Source organism: Saccharothrix australiensis, from assembly GCF_003634935.1.
GTDB classification, from domain to species: Bacteria; Actinomycetota; Actinomycetes; order Mycobacteriales; family Pseudonocardiaceae; genus Actinosynnema; species Actinosynnema australiense.
In genome coordinates this window covers 535,954-556,962 of record NZ_RBXO01000001.1, presented here as the reverse complement: position 1 = coordinate 556,962, position 21,009 = coordinate 535,954, and the positions used below count along the sequence as shown (strand labels likewise).

20 protein-coding genes are annotated in these 21,009 nt (G+C 74.1%); 8 read left to right on the top strand and 12 right to left on the bottom strand.

Annotated elements, in window-relative coordinates; genetic code table 11:
* Nucleotides 1–7: 7 nt before the first annotated feature.
* Both C8E97_RS02695 and C8E97_RS02690 read right to left on the bottom strand, forming a co-directional pair.
* Complete coding sequence (locus C8E97_RS02695; RefSeq protein ID WP_121001307.1) at nt 8–457, bottom strand: nucleoside deaminase; 450 nt, start codon at nt 455–457, stop codon at nt 8–10.
* On the bottom strand, nt 454–942 hold the full coding sequence (locus tag C8E97_RS02690; protein ID WP_121010658.1) for a tRNA adenosine deaminase-associated protein: 489 nt from the start codon (nt 940–942) through the stop codon (nt 454–456). Before C8E97_RS02690 ends, C8E97_RS02695 begins: the two co-directional genes overlap by 4 nt.
* 89 nt (nt 943–1,031) lie before the next feature.
* Here C8E97_RS02690 and C8E97_RS02685 point away from each other — a divergent pair, with 89 nt between their 5' ends.
* A complete protein-coding gene (locus C8E97_RS02685; RefSeq protein ID WP_121001305.1) occupies nt 1,032–2,267 on the top strand; it encodes a M20 metallopeptidase family protein in 1,236 nt (411 codons plus the stop codon).
* A 97-nt stretch (nt 2,268–2,364) separates the two neighbouring features.
* Here the strand turns inward: C8E97_RS02685 and C8E97_RS02680 are convergent, their stop codons facing one another.
* A complete protein-coding gene (locus C8E97_RS02680; RefSeq protein WP_121001303.1) occupies nt 2,365–3,309 on the bottom strand; it encodes a GrpB family protein in 945 nt (314 codons plus the stop codon).
* Nucleotides 3,310–3,437: 128 nt separating this feature from the next.
* Here C8E97_RS02680 and C8E97_RS02675 point away from each other — a divergent pair, with 128 nt between their 5' ends.
* From C8E97_RS02675 to C8E97_RS02665, 3 genes are all read left to right on the top strand, one after another.
* Nucleotides 3,438–4,394: a prephenate dehydrogenase gene (locus C8E97_RS02675; protein WP_121010655.1), complete on the top strand. Its 957-nt coding sequence runs from the start codon at nt 3,438–3,440 to the stop codon at nt 4,392–4,394.
* 399 nt (nt 4,395–4,793) lie between these two features.
* Nucleotides 4,794–6,614, top strand: coding sequence for a fibronectin type III domain-containing protein (locus C8E97_RS02670; protein ID WP_121001301.1), 1,821 nt, complete (start codon nt 4,794–4,796; stop codon nt 6,612–6,614).
* A 50-nt stretch (nt 6,615–6,664) separates the two neighbouring features.
* On the top strand, nt 6,665–7,846 hold the full coding sequence (locus tag C8E97_RS02665; protein ID WP_121001299.1) for a thiolase family protein: 1,182 nt from the start codon (nt 6,665–6,667) through the stop codon (nt 7,844–7,846).
* A gap of 16 nt (nt 7,847–7,862) precedes the next feature.
* On the opposite strand, the gene C8E97_RS02660 is transcribed toward C8E97_RS02665, so the two are convergent.
* The 4 genes from C8E97_RS02660 to C8E97_RS02645 all read right to left on the bottom strand — a co-directional run bounded on the left by C8E97_RS02660 (nt 7,863) and on the right by C8E97_RS02645 (nt 11,857).
* On the bottom strand, nt 7,863–8,486 hold the full coding sequence (locus tag C8E97_RS02660; RefSeq protein WP_121001297.1) for a putative glycolipid-binding domain-containing protein: 624 nt from the start codon (nt 8,484–8,486) through the stop codon (nt 7,863–7,865).
* Entirely contained in the window at nt 8,483–8,656 is a 174-nt protein-coding gene (locus C8E97_RS02655) for an antitoxin (RefSeq protein WP_121001295.1), read from the bottom strand. Before C8E97_RS02655 ends, C8E97_RS02660 begins: the two co-directional genes overlap by 4 nt.
* Nucleotides 8,657–9,010: 354 nt before the next feature.
* A complete protein-coding gene (locus C8E97_RS02650) occupies nt 9,011–10,225 on the bottom strand; it encodes a thioester domain-containing protein (protein WP_147454980.1) in 1,215 nt (404 codons plus the stop codon).
* A gap of 420 nt (nt 10,226–10,645) precedes the next feature.
* Nucleotides 10,646–11,857: a DNA cytosine methyltransferase gene (locus C8E97_RS02645; protein WP_121001290.1), complete on the bottom strand. Its 1,212-nt coding sequence runs from the start codon at nt 11,855–11,857 to the stop codon at nt 10,646–10,648.
* 77 nt (nt 11,858–11,934) lie between these two features.
* Between C8E97_RS02645 and C8E97_RS02640 the strand changes: the two genes are divergently transcribed.
* Entirely contained in the window at nt 11,935–12,681 is a 747-nt protein-coding gene (locus C8E97_RS02640) for a hypothetical protein (protein WP_121001288.1), read from the top strand.
* A gap of 313 nt (nt 12,682–12,994) precedes the next feature.
* Here the strand turns inward: C8E97_RS02640 and C8E97_RS02635 are convergent, their stop codons facing one another.
* The gene (locus tag C8E97_RS02635; RefSeq protein WP_121001286.1) at nt 12,995–14,425 is read right to left on the bottom strand and encodes an ATP-grasp domain-containing protein; all 1,431 of its coding nucleotides are present in this window, start codon (nt 14,423–14,425) and stop codon (nt 12,995–12,997) included.
* Between the two features lie 150 nt (nt 14,426–14,575).
* Complete coding sequence (locus C8E97_RS02630; protein WP_121001284.1) at nt 14,576–14,788, bottom strand: hypothetical protein; 213 nt, start codon at nt 14,786–14,788, stop codon at nt 14,576–14,578.
* A gap of 108 nt (nt 14,789–14,896) precedes the next feature.
* On the opposite strand from C8E97_RS02630, the gene C8E97_RS02625 reads away from it, so the two are divergent.
* Nucleotides 14,897–15,730, top strand: a complete 834-nt coding sequence (locus C8E97_RS02625; RefSeq protein WP_246018639.1) for an NAD-dependent epimerase/dehydratase family protein — start codon at nt 14,897–14,899, stop codon at nt 15,728–15,730.
* 57 nt (nt 15,731–15,787) lie between these two features.
* Here the strand turns inward: C8E97_RS02625 and C8E97_RS02620 are convergent, their stop codons facing one another.
* The gene (locus tag C8E97_RS02620) at nt 15,788–16,678 is read right to left on the bottom strand and encodes a ribonuclease Z (protein ID WP_121001280.1); all 891 of its coding nucleotides are present in this window, start codon (nt 16,676–16,678) and stop codon (nt 15,788–15,790) included.
* A gap of 17 nt (nt 16,679–16,695) precedes the next feature.
* Here C8E97_RS02620 and C8E97_RS02615 point away from each other — a divergent pair, with 17 nt between their 5' ends.
* Together C8E97_RS02615 and fxlM are read left to right on the top strand one after the other, a co-directional pair.
* Nucleotides 16,696–17,520 (top strand): serine hydrolase domain-containing protein, encoded by an 825-nt coding sequence (locus tag C8E97_RS02615; protein WP_121001278.1) that lies wholly within the window; start codon nt 16,696–16,698, stop codon nt 17,518–17,520.
* A gap of 55 nt (nt 17,521–17,575) precedes the next feature.
* Nucleotides 17,576–18,781, top strand: a complete 1,206-nt coding sequence (fxlM, locus tag C8E97_RS02610) for a methyltransferase, FxLD system (RefSeq protein ID WP_246018638.1) — start codon at nt 17,576–17,578, stop codon at nt 18,779–18,781.
* 7 nt (nt 18,782–18,788) lie between these two features.
* On the opposite strand, the gene C8E97_RS02605 is transcribed toward fxlM, so the two are convergent.
* Both C8E97_RS02605 and C8E97_RS02600 read right to left on the bottom strand, forming a co-directional pair.
* A complete protein-coding gene (locus C8E97_RS02605) occupies nt 18,789–20,063 on the bottom strand; it encodes a serine hydrolase domain-containing protein (RefSeq protein WP_170211599.1) in 1,275 nt (424 codons plus the stop codon).
* 135 nt (nt 20,064–20,198) lie between these two features.
* The gene (locus C8E97_RS02600) at nt 20,199–20,699 is read right to left on the bottom strand and encodes a RidA family protein (RefSeq protein WP_246019326.1); all 501 of its coding nucleotides are present in this window, start codon (nt 20,697–20,699) and stop codon (nt 20,199–20,201) included.
* Nucleotides 20,700–21,009: the final 310 nt, after the last annotated feature.

Genomic DNA, 21,009 nt, shown 5'->3' with positions numbered 1-21,009 from the left:
CCCGGAGTCACATGTCGGCGAAGAAGCCGCGCATCAGGGCCGCGCACTCGTCCTCCAGCACGCCGCCGACGACCTCCGGCCGGTGGTTGAGCCGGCGGTCGCGCACGACGTCCCACAACGAGCCCACGGCGCCGGTCCGGGGTTCCCACGCGCCGAACACGACCCGAGCGACCCGCGCCAGCACCAGCGCCCCGGCGCACATCGTGCACGGCTCCACGGTCACCGCGAGCGTGCAGCCGCCGAGCCGCCAGCCGTCGCCGTGGACCGCCGCCGCCGCGCGCAGCGCCAGGACCTCCGCGTGCGCGGTGGGGTCGCCGAGCGCCTCGCGCGCGTTGCAGGCCCGCGCCAGCTCCGTGCCGTCCGGGCCCCACACGACCGCGCCGATCGGCACGTCGCCGGTCCGCGGCGCGCGACCGGCGACCTCCAGGGCCGACCGCACCAGGTCTTCGTCGGTCACGCCTGGATGGTGTCCAGCAGCTTGGTGAACTCGTCACCGAACCCGCACCGCTGGGCGATCATCTGGAGCTGCTCGTCCGGGTACAGGTCGACCTCGTCCACGATCACCTGCAACTCGTGCTGGGGCATCCCGAGGTCGGCGAGGACGGCCAGGTCGCCCTCGGGCCACAGCTCGTCGTCCTCCTCGTCCGGCGGGTCCACCCGGAGGAGGTCCAGCACGTCCGCGGCGATGTCGTAGTCCAGCGCGGCGGCCGCGTCCGACAGCAGCAGCGACACCCCGCCGGGCACCGGGCGCAGCACTATGAAGAACTCGTCGTCCACCGCCAGCAGGCCGAAGACGGCACCTGTGGAGCGGAGCTGGCGCAGTTCCGTGATGGCCGCGTCGAGTTCGGACAGCGCCGAGCTGTCCATCCTGCTGCACCGCCAGCGGCCGTCTTCCCGGACCACCGCGACAGCGAAGCCGTTGACCGGCTCCTCGTGTGCCATGTGCACACCGTAGGGCCACCGGAGCGCACCCGGTAGCACGGGGGCCTCGGCTCCGGGCACGAGCACCGGTCCGATGCCACTATCGAGGGATGAGCACAACTGCGCCGAACGCACAGACGATCGCACCCGAGCCGCGGTTCACCGGGCTCGTGGAGGCAGCTCGTGCCCTGCAGCCCCGGACGGTGGCCCTCCGCAGGCAGCTCCACAAGCACCCGGAACAGGGGCTGCACCTCCCCGCGACGCAGGCGGCGGTCCTGCACTCGCTGACCGGCCTCCCGCTGGAGGTCACCACGGGCAAGTCGAGCACGTCGGTGGTGGCGGTGCTGCGCGGCGCGCGGCCGGGTCCGACGGTGCTGCTGCGCGGCGACATGGACGCGCTGCCGCTCCAGGAGGAGACGGGGCTGGCGTACGCGTCCGAGGTGGCGGGGTCGATGCACGCGTGCGGCCACGACACGCACGTGGCGATGCTCGCGTCCGCCGCGCGGCTGCTGTGCTCCCGGCGGGAGGCGTTGAACGGCCAGGTCGTGTTCATGTTCCAGCCGGGCGAGGAGGGGATGCACGGCGCGCGGCACATGCTGGACGAGGGCGTGCTGGACGCGGCCGGCCCGCCGGTGGAGAAGGCGTTCGCGCTGCACATCACCTCGACGCTCCAGTCCGGCGTCGTGGTCTCGCGCCCCGGCCCGACGATGGCCTCGGCGGACAACTTCACCGTCCTCGTGCGGGGCCGGGGCGGTCACGCGGCGACGCCGCACGACGCCGTCGACCCGGTGCCGCCGGCCGCCGCGATGGTCGGCGCGCTCCAGACGATGGTGTCCCGGCGGGTGACCGTGCACCACCCGGCCGTCGTGACCGTCGGGCGCATCAAGGCGGGCACGACCAGCAACATCATCCCGGAGACGGCGCTGCTGGAGGGCACCATCCGCACGCTCTCCGAGGACACCCGCGCCCTGGTGCGCAAGGAACTGGAGCAGGTCTGCCGGCACGTGGCCGCGGCCCACGGCTGCACCGCCGAGGTCACGGTCGTCCCCGGCTACCCGGTGACCGTGAACGACGCCGAGGTGGGCCCGCGCGTGATCGACGTGACCGCCGCCGCCCTCGGCGGGCGCTGGGCGGGCCCGATGGAGGACCCGCTGATGGGTGCGGAGGACTTCTCCTACGTGCTGCAACGCGTGCCCGGCGCGATGGCTTTCCTGGGCGCGTGCCCGAGGGGCGTCGACCTGGCGCAGGCCGAGCCGAACCACTCGAACCGCGTGCTCTTCGACGAGGCGGCGATGGAGCACGGCGTGGTCGTCTACACGGCCTTCGCCCTGGACGCCCTGCGCTGACCCCGGCGGCCGGGTGCGGACCCCGATCGCCCGCTCCCCGGCCCGTCACGGCTCATGGGCCCGGACGGGCCGGGAGGCGGCGGCAGGTCGGCGGCGCTCACCAGCGACCCCGTTGCACCAACTCCTCGAAGAACCCCGTCTTCGAGCGCGTGTAGTCGTCGTAGTCGGCGTCGTCCGCGTGTGCCCGCGCGGCCTGCTCCTTCGTCCGCTCGTACGCCCGCCGCACGGCCGGGTCGGCGCGCAGCAGGTCGCGGAACCGCACGGTCGCCGCCCACCACGGCGAGCCCAGCAGCCGGACGTGCAGGATCATCGGGATGGCCGGGTCCGGCCGCACGTACAGGCGCTTCCGATAGGCGTCGTCGGGGGCGAGTCCCGGTTCGAGCACGTTGTCGCGGTGCACGCCCGGCGAGTCCGGACGCGTCCCGGCGGGTGGCGCGAAGCCGGCGGCCAGCAGCACGTCGTCCGTCGCGGAGCCCTCGGCGGGCAGTGCGGGCACGCCGAGCTGGAGGTCGACGAACCGCTTGGCCCGCAGTCCGGGCACCGCCGTGGAGCCGATGTGGTCGTAGGTCCAGGTGCCGTCGTCGAGCCCGCGGTCGAGCAGGGCGGACCTGAGTCGGGCGCACAACCGCCTCGCGGCGGACGGCAGCAGCGGGTCGTGGTCGTGCAGGACGGCCGGGCCCGGTCCGCGGTGCTCCAGGCCCGCCGACCACCGCGCGAGCGGTCCGACGCGCTCGGCCCACAGCTCCGCGACCCGGTCCGCCCGCCGTTCCGGCCCGACGACGGCGTCGGCCCAGGCGACGGCATCGGGACCGGCGGCATCGGGACCGGCGGCGGCATCGGAATCGAGCCCGGCATCGGGATCGAGCCCGGCGTCGGGACCGGGATCGGCGGCCACCGCCGCGTCGCCGGTCACGCCGATCACGAACGCCGCCAACCCCGGCCGGTCCACCACCGCGACCGTGAGCAGCCCGGAGCGGTCGTGGTCCCGCAGCAGGCGGGCGACCTCGTCCGCGCCCGGTCCGGCCGACACCTCCACCCTCATGACCGGGAGGACGCGCGCCCGCCGGTCCGGGTTGCCACCCGCCGCGATCGGGGCCCGAGGCGCGGTCCTCGGTGGTCGGGGGTCGTCGCGCGCCCGGATTGTCGGTGGTCGCCGGCAGGATGTCCCCCGTGCGTGACGTGTGCGTGGTCGGACTGGGGTTGATCGGCGGCTCGGTGCTGCGCGCCGCGGTCGCGGCCGGGCGGGTGGCGTGGGGCGCGACCGCCTCGGTCCAGGACGCGGAGGCGGCCCGCGCGGACGGGTTCGACGTCCTCGACCTCGGCGCGGCCCTGTCCCTGGCGCGGGAGCGGGACGCGCTGGTCGTCGTCGCCGTGCCGCTGCCCGCCGTCGAGGAGGTGCTGCGGCGGGTGCCCGCGGGCGTCCGGCTGACGGACGTGGTGAGCGTCAAGGGGCCCGTGGCCGAGGTGGTGGCGCGGGTCGCGCCGGGTGCCCGGTACGTCGGCGGGCACCCGATGGCGGGCACGGCGGAGTCCGGGTGGGCGGCCGGGCGGGCCGACCTGTTCCACGACGCCGCCTGGGTCGTCACCGCCGAGGACGGCACGGACCTCGACGTCCTGACCGACGTCGTCGGGCTCGCGCTGGACGCGCGGGCGCACGTCGTCCCGGCGACGGCCGCCGAGCACGACGCGGCGGTGGCCCGGATCTCGCACCTGCCGCACGTCCTCGCGGCCGTGCTCGCCAGCGTCGGCGCGGACGGCGGACCGCTGGCGCTCGCACTGGCGGCGGGCTCGTTCGGCGACGGCACGCGGGTCGCCGGCAGCAGGCCCGAGGGGGTCCGCGCGATGTGCGAGGGCAACCGGGCGGCGCTGCTGGACGCCGTGGACGACGCGCTGGGCAGGCTCGGTGCGGCGCGCGGCTCGTTGGCGTCGACCGGCGGGCTGGCCAAGACGATCGACGCGGGGCACCGGGCGCGGGTGGCCCTGCAGGAGGTCCGGCACGCCGACCGCGCCGACGTGACGATCGACCTCACCTCGCCCGAGGCGCTGGCGGCGCTGCGGGCGCTCGGGTCGCGCGGTGGCCGCGTCGTCGGGCTGACCGGGAGCACGGTGCTCGCGCGCACGTCGTGAGGCCGCGTCGCCCACCGGCACCGGTCGAGCGGGAGGTGGAGGCCGACCCGACGGCTTGCTTCGGCCCGAGGCCGGCCCGAAGAGCTGCGGCGGCGCGAAGCCCGACCGGGCGGACTGCGGCGGGGCGAGCCCGACCCGACGAGCTGGCGGCGCGGGGCCGGCCGGATGGCGGCGGTCGATCGAGCCGAACGCCCCAGCGGCGGTGGAGGCGCGCCGGACCGCGCCGGTGGAGGGCGGGGACCAGCCGGTGCCGTGGTCTTGGGCGGACGGGTGCGGTAGCCCGATCGGTTGAACGGGCGGTGGGCCGGTCCGCCGAGCGCCCGACCGGGATCGGCCCGGCCAGGTCTCGGGTGCGCAACGCCTGGTGACCTCGGTCACCCCGCCGCATAGCTTGACGCCATGAACCGTCGCCGGATCGCCGTCGTCGCCGCTGGTGTGGTGCTGTTCGGCGGCGTCGTCGCGGTCCTGCGGAGCACCGGCGCCGGCGAGCCGGGCGCGCGGGCGAGCACGTCCGCGCCACCGCCGCCGACGTCCCTCGTCCCGTTCGCCGCCGAAGGGGTGCTGACGCCGACGCCGGGCGACGCTCCCGCCCCACCGGACCACCTGCGGGTGGTGGCCGGGCCCCGCCGGCTCCAGGTGCGGTGGACCGGCGAGGACGCGGCGGGCTACGAGATCCGCTGGGGCCGCGACGGGCGGCTCGACCGCACCCGCCTCATCGCCCAGCCCGTGACCCAGCTCGACGGGCTGGACGACGGCGTCACCCACCAGGTGGAGGTGCGGGCCGTGGACGCGTTCGGGCAGCGCTCCGAGCCCGTGCGCGGCGAGGGCACCCCGAGCGGCCGGGCGGAGGACGGGTACGCGCTGGTGGACCGGTTCGACCAGCCGGACGCGCCGGACCCGGCCCGCTGGCGGCTCGCGACCCGGCCGAACTGCGCCCGCGCCGGCCCCGGCGAGGGCGACACCGGCGCGCGACTGGTGATCAGCAGCACCTGCGCGGCGGCTCCGGTCTCGTTGCGCTCGCGCACGCCGTTCGTGCTGCGGGACGCCGACGACCTGGGCCGGGTCGTCGTGGAGACGGACGCGCCCGGCGACGACGGCGAGCTGACCGTCGACCTGGTGCCCGGCCCGGTCAGCACGGTGAGCGGCGAGGGCCTGCCGCCGGACGCCGTCCGGCTGCGGGTGGCGACCGGCAACGGGACGACGTCGGCCGAGGTGCGGACGCCCGACGGCACGCCGACCACGGCGACGCGTGCCGTGCCGGAGCTGGAGCGGGGCATCACCCACCGCTGGGAGCTGGCGCTGCGCCGGGACGGCGCGCGGGTGCTGCTGGACGGCGAGATGGTGGCGACCAGCCCCGCCGTGCCGCGCTGGCGGGAGGCCGCGGCGCTGCTCTCGGTGTCCGGGCCGACCGGTCAGCGCGTGCACGTCGGCCTGGTGGCGTTCGACGCCGCGCCGGCCACCGCGCCACCGCACGTGCCGCCGCCCGCCGTGCGGACCGCGATCGCCCCGGACGCGCCGCCCACCACCGGGACGCCCGTGCGCCACGTGACCGGCGGGCAGGTGCGGATGACCCTCCTGCACAGCGACGCGTCGCCGACCGCGCCGGAGTTCGCGCTGGCCGTGGGCGCCGCGCGGGTGCCGCTGCGACCGGCCGTGCCCGGCGCGCCGTGGCGGCCGGGTGTCGGCTACCCGGTCGTCGCGGACGTGCCGGCGGAGGCGCTGGTCCTGGTCGACGGCGAACTGCCGGTGACCGTGCTGACCGGGTTGAAGGCGCAGGCCACGCACGTCGACCTGGAACTCGTGCCCGCGCCCGGCGCGCCGGCCCCGCCGCGGCCGAGCGCCGGGAGCACCCCGTTGAGCGGCCCGGAGCAGGTCCTCGCCCGCGTGCACGGGACCGTGCTCGACGCGAGCGGGCGGCCGGTGCCCGAGAACTCGCCGATCCAGCGCGGGCGGGTCGTGTTCGACCTGGTGCTCGACGGCCGGTCGGGGCAGCGCGGCACCGGCGTGGCGGGGCTCGCCGGCTTCACGGTGCGGCTCGACGGCGACCGCGTGGCGGCCGTGCCGACGAACCTGGGCGGGCCGGGCGTCGCCGGGCGGTACCGGCTGGCGCTGAACACCGGCGGCCTGTCCCACGGGCCGCACATGATCGAGGTGCAGCTGTTCGGCACGTCCGCCGACACGCGTCCGACCTCGGCGTTCGTGTCGTTCTTCGTCGGTTAGCGATGTTCGCGCCGCAGTGCCGCGCCGCCGGCCAGTGACAAGATGAGGTCATGCGACGCCCGCTGATCCTCGACGCCGCCCGCACGCCGTTCGGCCGATACCGCGGTGGGCTGTCCGGCGTGCGCGTGGACGACCTGGCCGCGCTGCCGATCACCGAGCTGCTGCGCAGGCACGCGTTCGACCCCGCGCGGGTCGACGACGTGCTGTACGGCAACACCAACGGCGCGGGCGAGGAGAACCGCAACGTCGGCCGGATGGCGGCGCTGCTCGCGGGCCTGCCGCCGACCGTGCCGGGGGTGACCGTGAACCGGCTGTGCGCGTCCGGCGGCGAGGCGATCGCGCAGGCCGGCCGGGCGTTGGCGATGGGCGACGCGGACCTGCTGATCGCCGGCGGCGTGGAGGGCATGACCCGCGCGCCGTTCGTGGTGCCCCGCCCGGACCGGCCGTTCGCGGACCGCCTGGAACCGGTGTCCACGGCGCTCGGCTGGCGGCTGGTGAACCCCCGGATGCCAGCGGAGTGGACGGTGCCCCTCGGGCGGGCGGCGGAGGACGTGGCGGTGTCGCTGGGCATCACCAGGGAGCAGATGGACCACTACGCGCTGCGCTCGCACCGGCGCGCGTCGGCGGCCTGGGACGCGGGCGTGCACGAGGGGTTCGCGTTCCCGGTGCTGCTGCCGGACGGTTCGGCGGTCCGGCGCGACGAGAGCGTGCGGCCGGAGACGTCGCTGGAGAAGCTGGGCAGGCTCGCGCCCGCGTTCTCCGAGTCCGGACCGGTGACGGCGGGCAACTCGTCGCCGCTGAACGACGGCGCGGCCGCGCTGCTCATGGGCACCGAGGAGGTGGCGGACGAACTGGGCGTCCGGCCGTTGGGCGCGCTGCTGGGCAGCGCGGTCACCGCCGACGAGCCGCAGCGCTTCACGCTGGCCCCGGTCGCGGCGATCCGGAAGCTCCTGGCGCGCCTGCGGATCGCCGCCGAGGAGGTCGACCTGTGGGAGATCAACGAGGCGTTCGCGGCGATGGCGCTGTCCGTGCTCCACCACCTGCCGGAGGTGGAGCGGGAGAAGGTCAACGTCCACGGCGGCGCGATCGCCTACGGCCACCCCCTGGGTGCGTCCCTGCCGCGCGTGGTCGTCGACCTGTGCCGGCACCTGCGGGCGCGCGGCGGCGGGCTCGGCGTCGCGGCGGCCTGCGTGGGCGTTGGCCAGGGGATGGCGATCGTCGTGCAGGTGTGACCCGGCGCGGCCCCGGTCAGATGCGCCGCGCGACCCGCGGGTAGTCGATCACCAGGCCGGTGCCGTCCACGGTGATGTCCTGCTGGAAGTCGCCGCTCTCGAACGACACCACGGACTGCTCGTCGCCCACCGACACGGTCCGGTACTTCTGGCGCACGAGGCGGACCGACAGGTCCGGCAGCGTCACGTACACGACGGGCAGCTCGTGCTCGCCCGCCTCGCGCTGGAGGCCGAGGCGGCGGATCGGGATGGCGTTGAACAGGACGGCGAACTGCACGTCGACGTCCACCGCGCCGTCGAAGTCGGCCCGCTCCGCGCCCTGGCCGTGGTCGACCAGCCACACGCCCTCGGACGAGCGGGACACCGAGACCTGCCGCTCCTCGGACACGGTCGCCGTGCGCAGCAACAGGCGGGTGACCGCGCCGGCCTCGCCGACGGACACCTCGAACGACCCGCTGAACTGCTCGTCCGGCCCGGCCGACACGAGGCGGCCGGAGGCTCGCAGCTTGCGCTCGGACAGCAGGAACCGGACCTGCTCCAGGCGCGGCACGTCGTAGCCCTGCCACGTCACGATCTGCGCGGAAGGCGAGCGAGCCTCGCCGGTCGGGTGCGCCGGCTCAGCCGGGTTGAACGAGTTCACTCTCCACCCGGAAGGATGTTCTTGGCCTGCTCGGCCACCGTCCTGACCTGCTCCTCGTGGCCGAACCTGCCGGCGATGAACTCGGCGGCGGCGTCGATGCCCTGGTCCACCTTCTCGTGGTTCTCCTCCAGCACCTCGAACGCCTTGTTCTTCAACTCGTCGAAGTTCATCCACGCTCCCAAAGACTCACCCACAGGCTAGCTGTGTTTGATTGCCTCGGCTCCGCCGAGGCGGGCGAGGCCGCCATGGAGTCGGCCCATCGCGCCTGATTTCCCGCCGATCGAAAAGCGTGATCGGCGGGAAATGAGGCCCGACAGGCCGACGCGGCCTCGCTGTGTTGGATTGCCTCGGCTCCGCCGAGGCGGGCGAGGCCGCCTTGAAGTCGGCCCATCGCGCCTGATTTCCCGCCGATCGAAAAGCGTGATCGGCGGGAAATGAGGCCCGACAGGCCGACGCGGCCTCGCTGTGTCGGATGGCCGCTGCTTCCGCAGACGGCGGGCGAGGCCGCGTCGGCAGGTCAGGTGCTACGCGACGCTCTTCTTCTTACGCACCACGATCAGCGCCGCCGCGCCCGCGCCGAGCAGGCCGAGGCCGATCAGCAGCGGCACGAAGATCGAGGCACCGGTCTGGGCCAGGTCGTCACCACCGGCGCCGGGGGCCGCCACGGCGGGGGCCGACGTGGTGGTCGTCGGGGCAGGCGCGTCCGTGGTGGTGGGCGCCGTCGTCGGCACGGCGGACGTCGGCGTGGACGGCTTGGTGGCCACGGTCCACTTGACCTTGGCGTTGTCCTTGGCGTCCATCTTCGCCGACTTGGCGATCACCAGCGACTGCGTCTTCAGGTTGCGGTCGCTCGACACGAACAGCCGGCCGTGGTGCACCTCGGCGGTGGCGTGCACGGTGAACTCGAACGAGTCGGCCTCGACGTCGTCGGCGACCTTCACGAAGATCTCGCCGACCTTGGTCTCGGCCTTCGCCTTGACGTCGCCCTTGGCGACGATGTCCAGCTCCTTGCCGTCCTTGTCGGTGAAGGTCACGCCGTTGGGCACCTCGGCCTCGACGATGACCTTGTCCGCCGTCGTGGTGACGGTGAACGGGCCGATCAGCGTGCCCGCCTTGCCCTCCAGCTCCTTCGGGTCGACGGTCAGCGTCGGGCCCGGCTCCTGGTCCTCGCCGACGTTGATCGCCGGGTCGGTCAGCCGCTTGTAGACGGTGATGACGTCCTTGTCGACGTCGTCACCCTCGATGGTGGCGTCCTGCTCGTACAGGCCGATGCCGTCGGTGTAGTGCCACACCGCGGCCTGCGTGCCGGCGATGAAGACGCTCTCCTTGACACCCTCCAGGCCGAACGCCGCCTGCGCTTCCGCCAGGTCGAGCTTGGGGTAGCTGTTGTGGAGGATCCAGTTGACGTACTTGGCGTTCGCCTTGAACTGGGTGTTCGGGTTCGGGTGCTGGTCCCACGGCACTTCCTTGAGGGGAGTGTTGTCCTCAAGGGGCGTCGGCAGCTCCACGCAGTACGCCGTGGCGTACTGGTCCTTGCCGTCCTCGTTGATGCGGAGGCCGATCAGCTCCGTGTGGAACTGCTTGCCGTTCTCCAGCGGCTTGCCCTGCGCGTCGGTCAGGCGCAGTCCGATACCAGGGCGGTCGGCGCCGGGGTGCGGCCTCACCTCGACCGCGTCGGCGGCGGCCGGGAGTGCGGCGGACAGCAGCACGAGGGAGGCGCCGAGGACCGCAGCCCCCATGCGCTTCAGGGTCAACCGGGGTGCCATGTGTCTCCTTGAGGCTCGCGAGTAGCCCGATGGTGTGGATCAAGACGGCGGGTCCGTGTCGAACCCGGCGGGGCCGCAGGTGCAGGGGGCTCCGGCACCGGATCGACAGGAATCGGCGGAACACTATCCGATCGATCCAAATCGGAGCGGTGACGGGGGTGGCGAGCTTCGTCACCCCGGTCACCAGGGAGAACGACACCGTCCGGTCCACAAGGGACGATCACCGATCGGCGTCACCCGATTGCGCGCACCCCCGCACCAACGCTTCGATGAACGACGAAAGCGCTTAACCGTAGGACATGCCGATCATCATCGCAGGTCACATCGGGTATGTACCACGAAACGTATCAGCCGTGTCCGCAAACCGACGCCACACCGTTGCGAAACGGTGATCTAGGCGACCAGCTCGGCCTCGGCCACCGGCCGGATGTCGCCCACGCGCAGCGACGTCCCCGGAAGGCAGAGATCCTTGGCCGTGGGTGGTTGACCAGCCAGGATCCACTTGCACAGCGCAGCCAACTGGTATGACACCAATGGCGGAACGGCGTCACCCAGATGTCGGTACGCGTTACCGATGATCGACACGTCGAACCGGAACTTGCGCGGGAAGCCCTGGAGCAGCGCCATCTCCCGCACCGTGCACAGCCGGTCCTGCTCCGGGTGGGCGTACCGGCCGTTGCCCACGTGGCCGCACTCCCGCTTGATGGTCCGCGCCGGCTCGTCCCACCACATCCGCCCGTACACGTCCGGGTGCGAGCCCCACTTGCCGTCGTCGATGATCTTGCGCTGCGCCGGGTTCAGCAGCCGCTCCGCGGGCGAACCCACCAGGTCGCCCCACGAGCCGCCGTCCGCCGGGATGGCCCGCATCCGGTCCAGCGAGCGGTCGTGCCGGAACGACGGCGACACGTGCATCGGGTCCTCCGGGTCGGCCTCGCCCGCCGCCACCGCGGGCAGCTTGCCGATCGCCCGCCGCACGGTCACGGCGGCCGGCCGCACCTCCCAGCCCGCCCACAGGTCGTGCATGGTCCGCAGCGGCACGCCCGCGTCCACCGCGACCACCACGGCCCGCTCCCGCAGCTGCGGCAGCCCGAACCGGGACAGCATGTGCGAGGAGGCGTCGACCTCGTACCCGAGCGCGACGAGCTGCTCGGCCAGCCCGTCGAGGTGGTGCCGCTGCTTGCCCTTCACCAGCTCGCGGGCGTTCTCCAGCAGCAGGACGCGGGGCCGCAGCTCCGCCACGTACGCCGCGACGCGGCCGACCAGCGAGTTGCGCGGGTCGTCCCGCAGGTGGTTGGCGGCGGTGATGCGGGTGAAGCCCGAGCACGGCGGGCACGCCACCAGCACGTCCAGTTCGCCGCGCCGCAGGCCCCACACTTCGCGCAGCACGGCCGGGTCGAGCCGCCCGAGGTCGACCTGGAGCGGGTCGACGCCGATGTTGTCCCGGTAGGTGCCGTTGCAGCGCAGCGAGCCGAGCCGGGACGAGGGCTTGCCGATCTGGGCGTCCGCCGCGCCGACGACGGTGAAGTCCCGGTGCGCTTGGAACCCGAGGCTCATGCCGCCCGCGCCGGAGAACAGGTCGACGACCTTGTAGGTGGGTCCACGCACGCCGGAGATCGTACGGCCCGGCGAAACCACCCGTGCCGCACCGCCGCACCGGCGCGTCCATCCCGTAGCTTCCCCGCATGGAGCTGCCACCCGCCTGGCAACGACCGCACCCGTTGCGCGGCCTGGAGGACGTGCCGTGGGCGGAGCTGTCCCGCGGTGCCGGCGTGGACGACCTCCTGCGCGCCACCGCTGAGGGCGACCAGGAGGCGTGCGGGCGGCTGGAGAGACGGCTCCTGGACGAGGACACGGTGTCCGAGGCGAGCGTGCACGCCGTGCCGTTCCTGGCCGAGCTGGGCGCGAGCTACCGGGTGCCCGGCGCGGCACGCGATCGGGTGATCTTCCTGCTGGCGGCGCTGGCGCTGGCGAGCGCCGGCTTCACCGAGGGCGGCCGGCGCACCCGCCGCCGGTGGAACGCGGTGCGCCGCGAGCTGCCCCGCCTCGCGCCGGACTGGATCACCCAGGCGCGGTACGCGGTCGCCAAGGCCGCGCCGAGGGTGTTCGACGCGCTGGCGGGCGCGGAGGTGGCGTGCTCGATGGCGCTGGCGATCGCCGTGCCCGAGGTCGCGCCCAAGCACATCGCGGACGTCGCGCAGGGCATCGCGTTCGGTGGCACCCACCCGCGACTGCTGGCGGAGGCCGCGTGCGTGGCGCTGCACCTGATGCTGGACGAGGACACCGACGACGAGTGGGCCCACGCGACCGCGCAGGCCGACGCGAAAACCCTGCACGCCTACGAATCCGGCGCCCACCCCCCGAACCAGCCCCCCGCGGTGACCGTGCAACTGATCGGCTACCACTACGCCCACCAAGCCGCCTACGGCTGACCCCCGCCCGCCCTCCAACTCCCCCGCTCTTCGCTCACTTCTCCCGCACGCACCCCGCGAGGCCGCGTCGGGTTGTCGCGCCTCATTTCCCGCCGATCACGCCCTTCGATCGGCGGGAAATCAGGCGCGACGGCCCGACTTCAGGCGGCCGAGCCCGCCGAGGCGAAGCCGAGGCAATCCAACACAGCGACGGCCCGACTTCAGGCGGCCGAGCCCGCCGAGGCGAAGCCGAGGCAAATTCAACACAGCGACGGCCCGACCACAAGGCGGCCGAGCCCGCCGTCTGCGAAGCAGCGGCAATCCAACACATCCACTAACTGGCGGCCGAGCCGCCCGACGAGAGGAGGGCGAATCCAACACCTTCCGCCACCGGTACGGCCGGCTCCAGCGGGCCCAGCCCCGTCCGCCACTCCTGGTCGGCCAGCGCGAACGCCGCCACCGCCAGCGGCACCACCGGCCGACCGGGCGTCAGCTGGTCGGCGGAGAGGTCCAGCTCCAGCCGCGCGCCCAGCGGCGAGGGCCGCAGCCGCAGCGCGCCGTGCGGCACCTCGTCGGGGTGCGCGAACCGGCACGACCACTCGGTGAACACGACCGGGCGTTCCACCGTCTCGGTCGGGCGCACCGCCCGGACGTTCGCGCCGACCGAACCACGCCGGTAGCCGTCGGCCGCGCCGACCAGCAATTCCTCGAACTCGATGGACGACACCCCGAGGTCGTGCCCGGCGACCAGGGCCACCTGCGCCAGCGCCAGCGGGAGCTGCGGCAGCGCGTCCTCGAAGCACGTCATCGCGCCGCCGTAGCGGGTGTTGATCTCGGTGGGCAGGAAGCCCTCGGCGGTGGCGATGCCGTCCAGGGTGAACGTGCCCCGGTAGTCGACGGTCTCGCGCAGCCGCTCGCCGACCCGGCGGGCCAGGTTGCGCATCTCCTCGCGGATGCGCGCGGGCGGGTCGTAGTAGGACGCGCAGCCCGCGTACAGGAAGCGGGCCTGGCCCCGGCGGCGCGGCACGACCATCTCGATCGGCCGGAGCACGGCGGTGCCGTCCGGGAACACGATCCCGTGCACGCTCACCGGGATGCCCTCCAGGAACGGCATCACGCGGACGAAGTCGCACTTGGCCCGCAGCACCTCGAACGCCTCCAGCGCCTCCGACCGGTCCCGCACGCGCCGCACGAAGTTCGCGCCGCCGTTGATCGCCGGGCCGTCGCCGGACCACACGACGCCCGAACCCCGGTCGAGGTCGAGGGTCGCGCGCCACAGCGCGTCGAGGTCGAGGCCCCGCACGACGGCGGGCGCGCGCGGCGCGGACAGCTCGTCCCACAGCGCGTCGATCGTGGTCTTGTTCTCCAACTCCACCCATTCGGGGCGGCGCGCGTTGAGCACCGGGCGGCCCGCGAACTCGGGGGTGTGCGCGTAGTGCGTGCCGATCACCAGCGCGTCGCCCGTCGGGTCGAAGTCGGCGAGGACTTCCCGGACGCGGCGGTCGGGCGAGGTCAGCAGCCGGGTCAGGCGGTTCTGCTCGACGGCGACGAAGCCGCCCCCGATGCCCAGCGGCACCCAGCGCGCGACCTCCGGGTCGTGCAGCGGCGCGTGGTCGTCCGTCGAGAGCACGAGCGTGTGGCGTGCGCCGAGCTGGTGCAGCTCACCGGCGCGGGCACTCAGCCGGGTGCCGCCGGCGAGCACGACCAACCGGTCGCCGAACAGGGTGCCGAGGCGCTCTTGGAGCGCGGGGAGGACGTGATCCATCGCCGAGAACTCGCTTTATGAGAAGCAGACGAGACGACCGGCGAGCGCCGGGTGCCACGCACTGTAGAGGGCGGCGAGTCGACCGGCCCAGCACGGTCCGGCAACGACCGGATGAAGCTTGCCGGTGGCGCGGGAACGCCCCGCGCGGGCTCACCGGGCGGCGTCGCGGAGCACCTCGTCGACCCGGCTCAGGAAGGAGCGGCGGGAGTTCGTCTTGGGGAACGGCAGGCACAGGCCGAGCAGGGTCTCGTCCAGCGACGGCGGCGCGGCGGCGACGACGGCCGCGGCGTTCTCCAGGAAGCGCTGCCTCTTCGCCTCCTGGACGGCGTGGTTCGCGAGTACGCCCTCGATGCTCGTGTGCATGACTGGATGCGGGTAACTCACTTGGGTTGTATCGGCCGACCCCGACAACACCTTTAGGGGCAATTTTTGCCAGACCACCGTCCGCCGGTCGGGTGGCCCCGTGCTGGGATGTCCACCATGCGCGTCCTGGTCACCGGCGCACGCGGCTACCTGGGCCGCAACGTCGTGGAACAACTCCGTGCGGCCGGTCACACCGCGCTGCCGTTCAGCGGTGACATCCGGGAGGACGCGATACCGCCGTCCGACGGCGTGATCCATTTGGCGGCGCTGGCCCGCGTCCGGGAATCGTTCGACAATCCTCTTGCCTATTACGACGTGAACGTCACCGGGACGCTCCGGCTGCTCCGATCGGCGCCCGCCCGATTCGTCCTGGCTTCGACCGCCGCCGTGTACGGCGCGCCCGCGGGTGACGTGCTCACCGAGGACCACCCGCGCCGCCCCGCGAACCCCTACGCGGCCACGAAGGCGGCGGCGGAGGACGCCGTCGCCTGGACCGCCCGCGGCGGCCCGCTCGCCGCCGTGACGCTGCGCCTGTTCAACCTCGCGGGCGGCGGCGACCGGGACGACACGCGGCTGATCACCAGGGCGTGCGGGGTGGCGGCGGGCAGGCTGCCGTCGATGGAGGTCTACGGCGACGGGACGGCGGTGCGCGACTTCGTGCACGTGCGCGACGCGGCGCGGGCCTTCGTGCTGGCGCTGGAGACCTGCCGCCCCGGCCACGAGGTCTACAACGTCGGCGCGACGCCCGCGTCCGTGGCGGACGTGCTCGCGGCCGTGCGCCGGGTGACCGGCGCGGAGGTCGCCGTCGAGTGGAAACCCGCCCACCCCGGCGAGGCGCGGGTGTCGCGCGCCGACACGACCCGGCTGCGCGCGCTGGGCTGGCTGCCCGTCGAGTCGGACCTGGACGCGCTGGTCCGCGACCAGTGGGCGGCACGCCGGTGACCACGTGACCGCCATGCCGGTGACCACGTGGGTGTCACGCCGGCAGGCACGTGGGTGTCACGCCGGCAGCCGCTTGGGCACGGCGACGCGGTCGAGGTCGGCCGCCACCACGATCTCGCCGTCGAACACCTCCGCCGCCTCCGCGTGGAACCGCGCCGGGTCGGCGTAGCGCTGCGAGAAGTGCGTCAGGACGAGCTTGCGCACGCCGCACTCGGCGGCCACCCGCGCGGCCTGGGCGGCGGTGAGGTGGCCGTGCTCGATCGCCAGGCGTTCATCGACGTGCAGATATGTCGACTCGATGACCAGCAGGTCGGCCCGGTCGGCGAGTTCGAACACGCCGTCGCACAGCCGCGTGTCCATGACGAACGCGAACCGCTGGCCGGGCCGGTGCACGCTCACCTCGTCCAGCAGCGGCGGCGTCAGTTCGCGGATCGCCGGGCCGCGGATGCCGTGCCGCGCCAGCAGCTCGGGCACCATCCGGCGGCCGTCCGGCTCGACCAGCCGGTAGCCGTAGGTCTCCAGCGAGTGGTCGAGCGGGCGGGCCTCCAGGACGCCGAACGCGCCCTCCGCGACCGGTCCCGGCCCCGTGACGGGCGCCTCCCGCAGGTCGAGCACGTCGTAGAACGAACTCGCGTGCCGCAGGCGGGCGAAGAAGTGCGCGCCCGACGCCGGGTAGTGGGCGTGGACGGGGTGGGGCGCGCGGTCCAGCGACAGCCGCTGCACCACACCCGGCACGCCCAGGCAGTGGTCGCCGTGGAAGTGCGTCAGGCAGATGCGGGTGACGTCCCGCGCGGCGACGCCCGCGAGCAGCATCTGCCGCTGCGCGCCGTCGCCGGGGTCGAACAGGAAGCCCTCGTCGTCCCACCGCAGCAGGTAGCCGTTGTGGTTGCGGGTGCGGGTGGGCACCTGGCTCGCGGTGCCGAGGACGACCAGCTCGCGTGGGGACACGTGGCAGAGTCTGCGGCATGGAGAGTCTGCACGTGGTGTCCCGGTGGCCGGTCGAGACGGCGGCCGCGGCCGTGGTCGACGCGCGGGGGCGCGTCCTGGGCGCGCACGGGCCGGTGGACCACCGGTTCCCGCTGGCGTCGGTCACCAAGCCGCTGACCGCGTACGCGGTGCTGGTGGCGGTGGAGGAGGGGGCGGTCGAGTGGGACCAGCCCGCCGGGCCCGAGGGGTCGACCCTGCGGCACCTGATCGCGCACACGTCCGGGCTGGCGTTCGACTCGTCCGACGTGCAGGCCGCGCCGGGCGCCAAGCGGATCTACTCGAACCGGGGGTTCGAGGTGCTCGCGGACGCGGTGGCGGCGGCCACCGGCATCCCGTTCGCCGACTACCTGGCCGAGGCGGTGTTCGCGCCGCTCGGCATGTCGTCGACCACGCTCGACGGCTCACCCGCGGCGGGCGCGACGTCCACCGTCGACGACCTGGTCCGGTTCGCGGCCGAGGTGCAGTCGCCGAAACTGGTGTCGGCGGCGCTGGTGGCCGAGGCGACCAGCGTGGTGTTCCCCGGTCTGCGCGGCGTGCTGCCCGGCTACGGGTTGCAGCGCGAGAACGACTGGGGGTTGGGTTTCGAGATCAGGGGGCACAAGTCGCCGCACTGGACGGGCGCGGCGTCGTCGCCCCGGACGTCCGGGCACTTCGGGCAGAGCGGCACGTTCCTGTGGGTCGACCCGGAGGCCGGGGCGGCGTGCGTGGCGCTGACCGACCGCCGGTTCGGCGAGTGGGCGGTCGAGGCGTGGCCCGCGTTCACGGACGGGGTGCTGGCCGAGCTGGGCCGCCGCGCGGAGTAGGCCGGCGCGGAGTGGGGCCGGCGCGGGGTCGTACGCGGGCGGAGAGGAGGTTCCGGTGGGACCGTTCCGGGACGAGGGCGCGCTGCGCGAGGCGATGGTGGCCGAGCTGCTCGCGCTGGGGACGATCCGCGACGACGCGGTCGCGGCGGCCTTCCGCGCGGTGCCGCGGCACCGGTTCGCGCCGGGCACCGACCCGGCGGACGCCTACGCCGTCCACACGGCGGTCGTCACCAAGCGCGACGAGCACGGCGTGCCGGTCAGCTCCGTGTCCGCGCCGGAGATCCAGGCGCTCATGCTGGCGCAGGCGGGGATCGAGCCGGGCATGGCGGTGTTGGAGATCGGCTCCGGCGGGTACAACGCCGCGCTGATCGCGGAGCTGGTCGGTCCGGGCGGCGCGGTGACCAGCGTGGACATCGACCCGGACGTCACCGGTCGGGCCCGCCGCCTGCTCGCGGACACCGGGTACTCGCGGGTGCGGGTGGTCCTCGCCGACGCGGAGCACGGGGTGCCGGAACACGCGCCCTACGACCGGATCATCGTCACCGTGGGCGCGTGGGACGTCCCGCCCGCGTGGATCGACCAGCTCACCCCGGACGGCCTGCTCGTCGTGCCCCTGCGGGTCCGGGGACTGACGCGGTCGATGGCCCTGGCGCGCGTCGGGGACCGCCTGGTGAGCCGGTCCTCGACCGCGTGCGGCTTCGTGCTGATCCGGGGGGCGGGCGCGCACGCCGAACGCGTGGTTCCGTTGCGCGGCAAGGAGGTCGTCGTCCGGTTCGACGATGACGACGAGCCGGGCGTCGGTGAGCCGGACCTCGACGGCGTGCCGGCCACCGACCGGGTCGAGGTCTGGACGGGTGTCGTGGTCGACGCCGCCGAGCCGGTCGAGGACCTGCAACTGTGGCTGGCGACGACGTTGCCCGGTGCCGGCGCGCTGGTGGCCGCGCCCGGCGCGAACCTGGTCGCGCCGGGCAACCGCTGGTTCCCGCAGGCCGCCGTCCGGGGCGGTGCCGTCGCCTACCTGGTGTCCCGCCCGGTGGCGGGCGACCGGTTCGAGCTGGGCGCGCACGCCTTCGGTCGCCGGGCCGACGAGCTGGCCGGGGCGTTCGCCGAGCGGATCACCGCCTGGGACGGCCGGCGGGACGGTCCGGGGCCGGTCTTCACCGTGTGGCGCGGGACGTCCGGCGACCCGCCCGCGTCCGGGACGGTCATCCGGAAGCGGCACAGCCGCGTCACCGTCACGTGGCCGGACGCGGAGGGGTGACCGCGCGTCACCGACCGGACGGGCCGCACAACGCCGTGGCCGCGAGCTTCTCCTGCGCCTTGCCGAACTTCTCGCGCTGCGCCGGGTCGCCGGCGTCGATGGTCCCGTGGTTGATCGAGAACTCGACCCGCCTGGCGCGGTCGGGCGTGCTGTACATGTACGAGGTCACGCTCTGGGTGCCGCCGGTGTGGCCGTACGCGGTGCAGCCGGGGGCGAACTCGGTCTCGAAGAGCCCGAGGCCGATGCGGCCGGCGCGGCCCGCGGGCACGGTCTCCCGCATCCCGGCCAGCGAGGAGGGCGACACCAGCTGGCCGCCGAGGAGCGCGGAGATGAACCTGTCGAGGTCCCGCGTGGAGGTGATGATCTCGCCCGCGGCGCCCGCCCAGGACGGGTTCATCCGGGTGATGTCGACGACCTTCAGCCGGCCGTCGTGCTGGTAGCCGAAGTAGCTGTGCGCGTGCGGGCCGGTGATGCCGGTGCGGGTGCCCGGCAGGCTGCTGTCCCGCAGCCCGAGCGGCTGGAGGATCCGGCGCTCGACCTGGGTGTCGTAGCCGGTGCCGGTGACCTTCTCGATCAGCAGCCCGAGCAGCAGGTAGTTGGTGTTGGAGTAGGCGTGGCGCGCGCCCGGCTCGAACCGGGCGGGCTTGGCCAGCGCGGACCGCACCAGCTCCTCGGCCCGGTAGGTGCGGAACAGGTTGTCCACGTACTCCTGGCCCCACATGGGGATGCCGGGGTCCGCCGTGCCGTCGGGCTTGACGTCACCGGTGTAGTTGAAGAGGCCGCTCGTGTGCTGGAGCAGCATCCGGACCGTGATCCGGGGGTCGACGCCGAAGCGGGGCAGGTGGCGGGCGACGGGGTCGTCGAGCGAGACCTTGCGCTCGTCCACGAGCTGCATGACCACCGTGGCGACGAACGTCTTCGTGATGCTGCCCGCGCGGAACCGCCCGGTGGGCACCGGTTCGGCCGACCGGTGCAGCTCGGCGCGCCCGGCGCTGCCCACCCAGTCGCCCTTGCCGTCGTGGACCCGGACGACGACCCCGGCCCCGCCGGCGGCGACGACGTCGTCCATCGCCTGCCGCAGTTCCCGGCGCGCGCGGGTGGACTCGGCCTGTGCCGCGCCTTCCTCCGCCTCGACCTGCGTCCCGTCGGGCTGGGCACCACCGGACTGCGCACCGCCGGACTGCACGGCGTCCGCCCGGTCGCCCGGCGCGGCGGAGACGACCTGGCCGGTCATCCCGGTCAGCAGCGCGGCCATCACGACCGCGCCACCGAGCCGTCGCATCGTCGTTCTCATCCAGGTCCCGTCCCTCGTGATCGGTGTCCCGGCTTTCCGGGTCACGCCTGCACGTCCGCCGGGCGGGTGCCGCGACGAACGCTTGCCGTGTCCGACCGTATGGACCGCGCGGAACGAGCAGAATCACGCCAGCGCCCGTTCGGGGGTAGCGCCTGCACCACCCCTCGGATCTCCGTCGGGCGCGGCGGGTCGGCCCAGCGCCACCGTGAGGTCGACCTCGACCAACTGGCCGGGGAACCCGAGCTGGGCGACGCCCAGCAGGGTGCTCGCGGTGGTGAACGCCGACCCGATGACCGAGCCGGTGAGCCGCTCCCAGGCGGCGGCCGGCACCGGGCCGTCGTCGGTGACCACGTGGATCACCGAGCGGACCACCTGGTCCGGCTTCGCGCCCACGACGTCCAGGGCGGCGAGGGCGTTGGCCGCGACCTGGTCGATCCGGGCGTCGAGATCACCCTGTCCGACCAGGGCGCCGGACGGGTCGAGCGGGCACTGCCCGGCGAGGTACGCGGTGCGCCCCGCTTCGACGACGGGATGTGGTGGTAGCCGGGGGCGGGTGGAGGTGGTCGGGGTTGATGCGCGTGATCTCGGCGATAATGCGGCCGAGCCTGACGACCGGGCCGGCACGACGCACCGAGTTTTCCCGGCGCCCGCGGGCGAGCCGGCGAGCGAACACCGGAAGCCCGCCGACAACGACAGCCGACACCTTCCGGCGGCGGTTGAAGGTTGGCGCCGGTCGGGCCGCGGAGTTGGCGGTGAACTTGGGACAGCACACGAGCGTTCGTGTGGAGATGTGGGACAGCAGTTACCCGCACAACAAATCAGGGCCCCGTTCCGTCAACCGGAACAAGGCCCTGGCCTGTACTCGCTCTTGCGCGCTCGGCAGGATTCGAACCTGCAACCTTCTGATCCGTAGGAACCTGTCGAAGCGCTGACC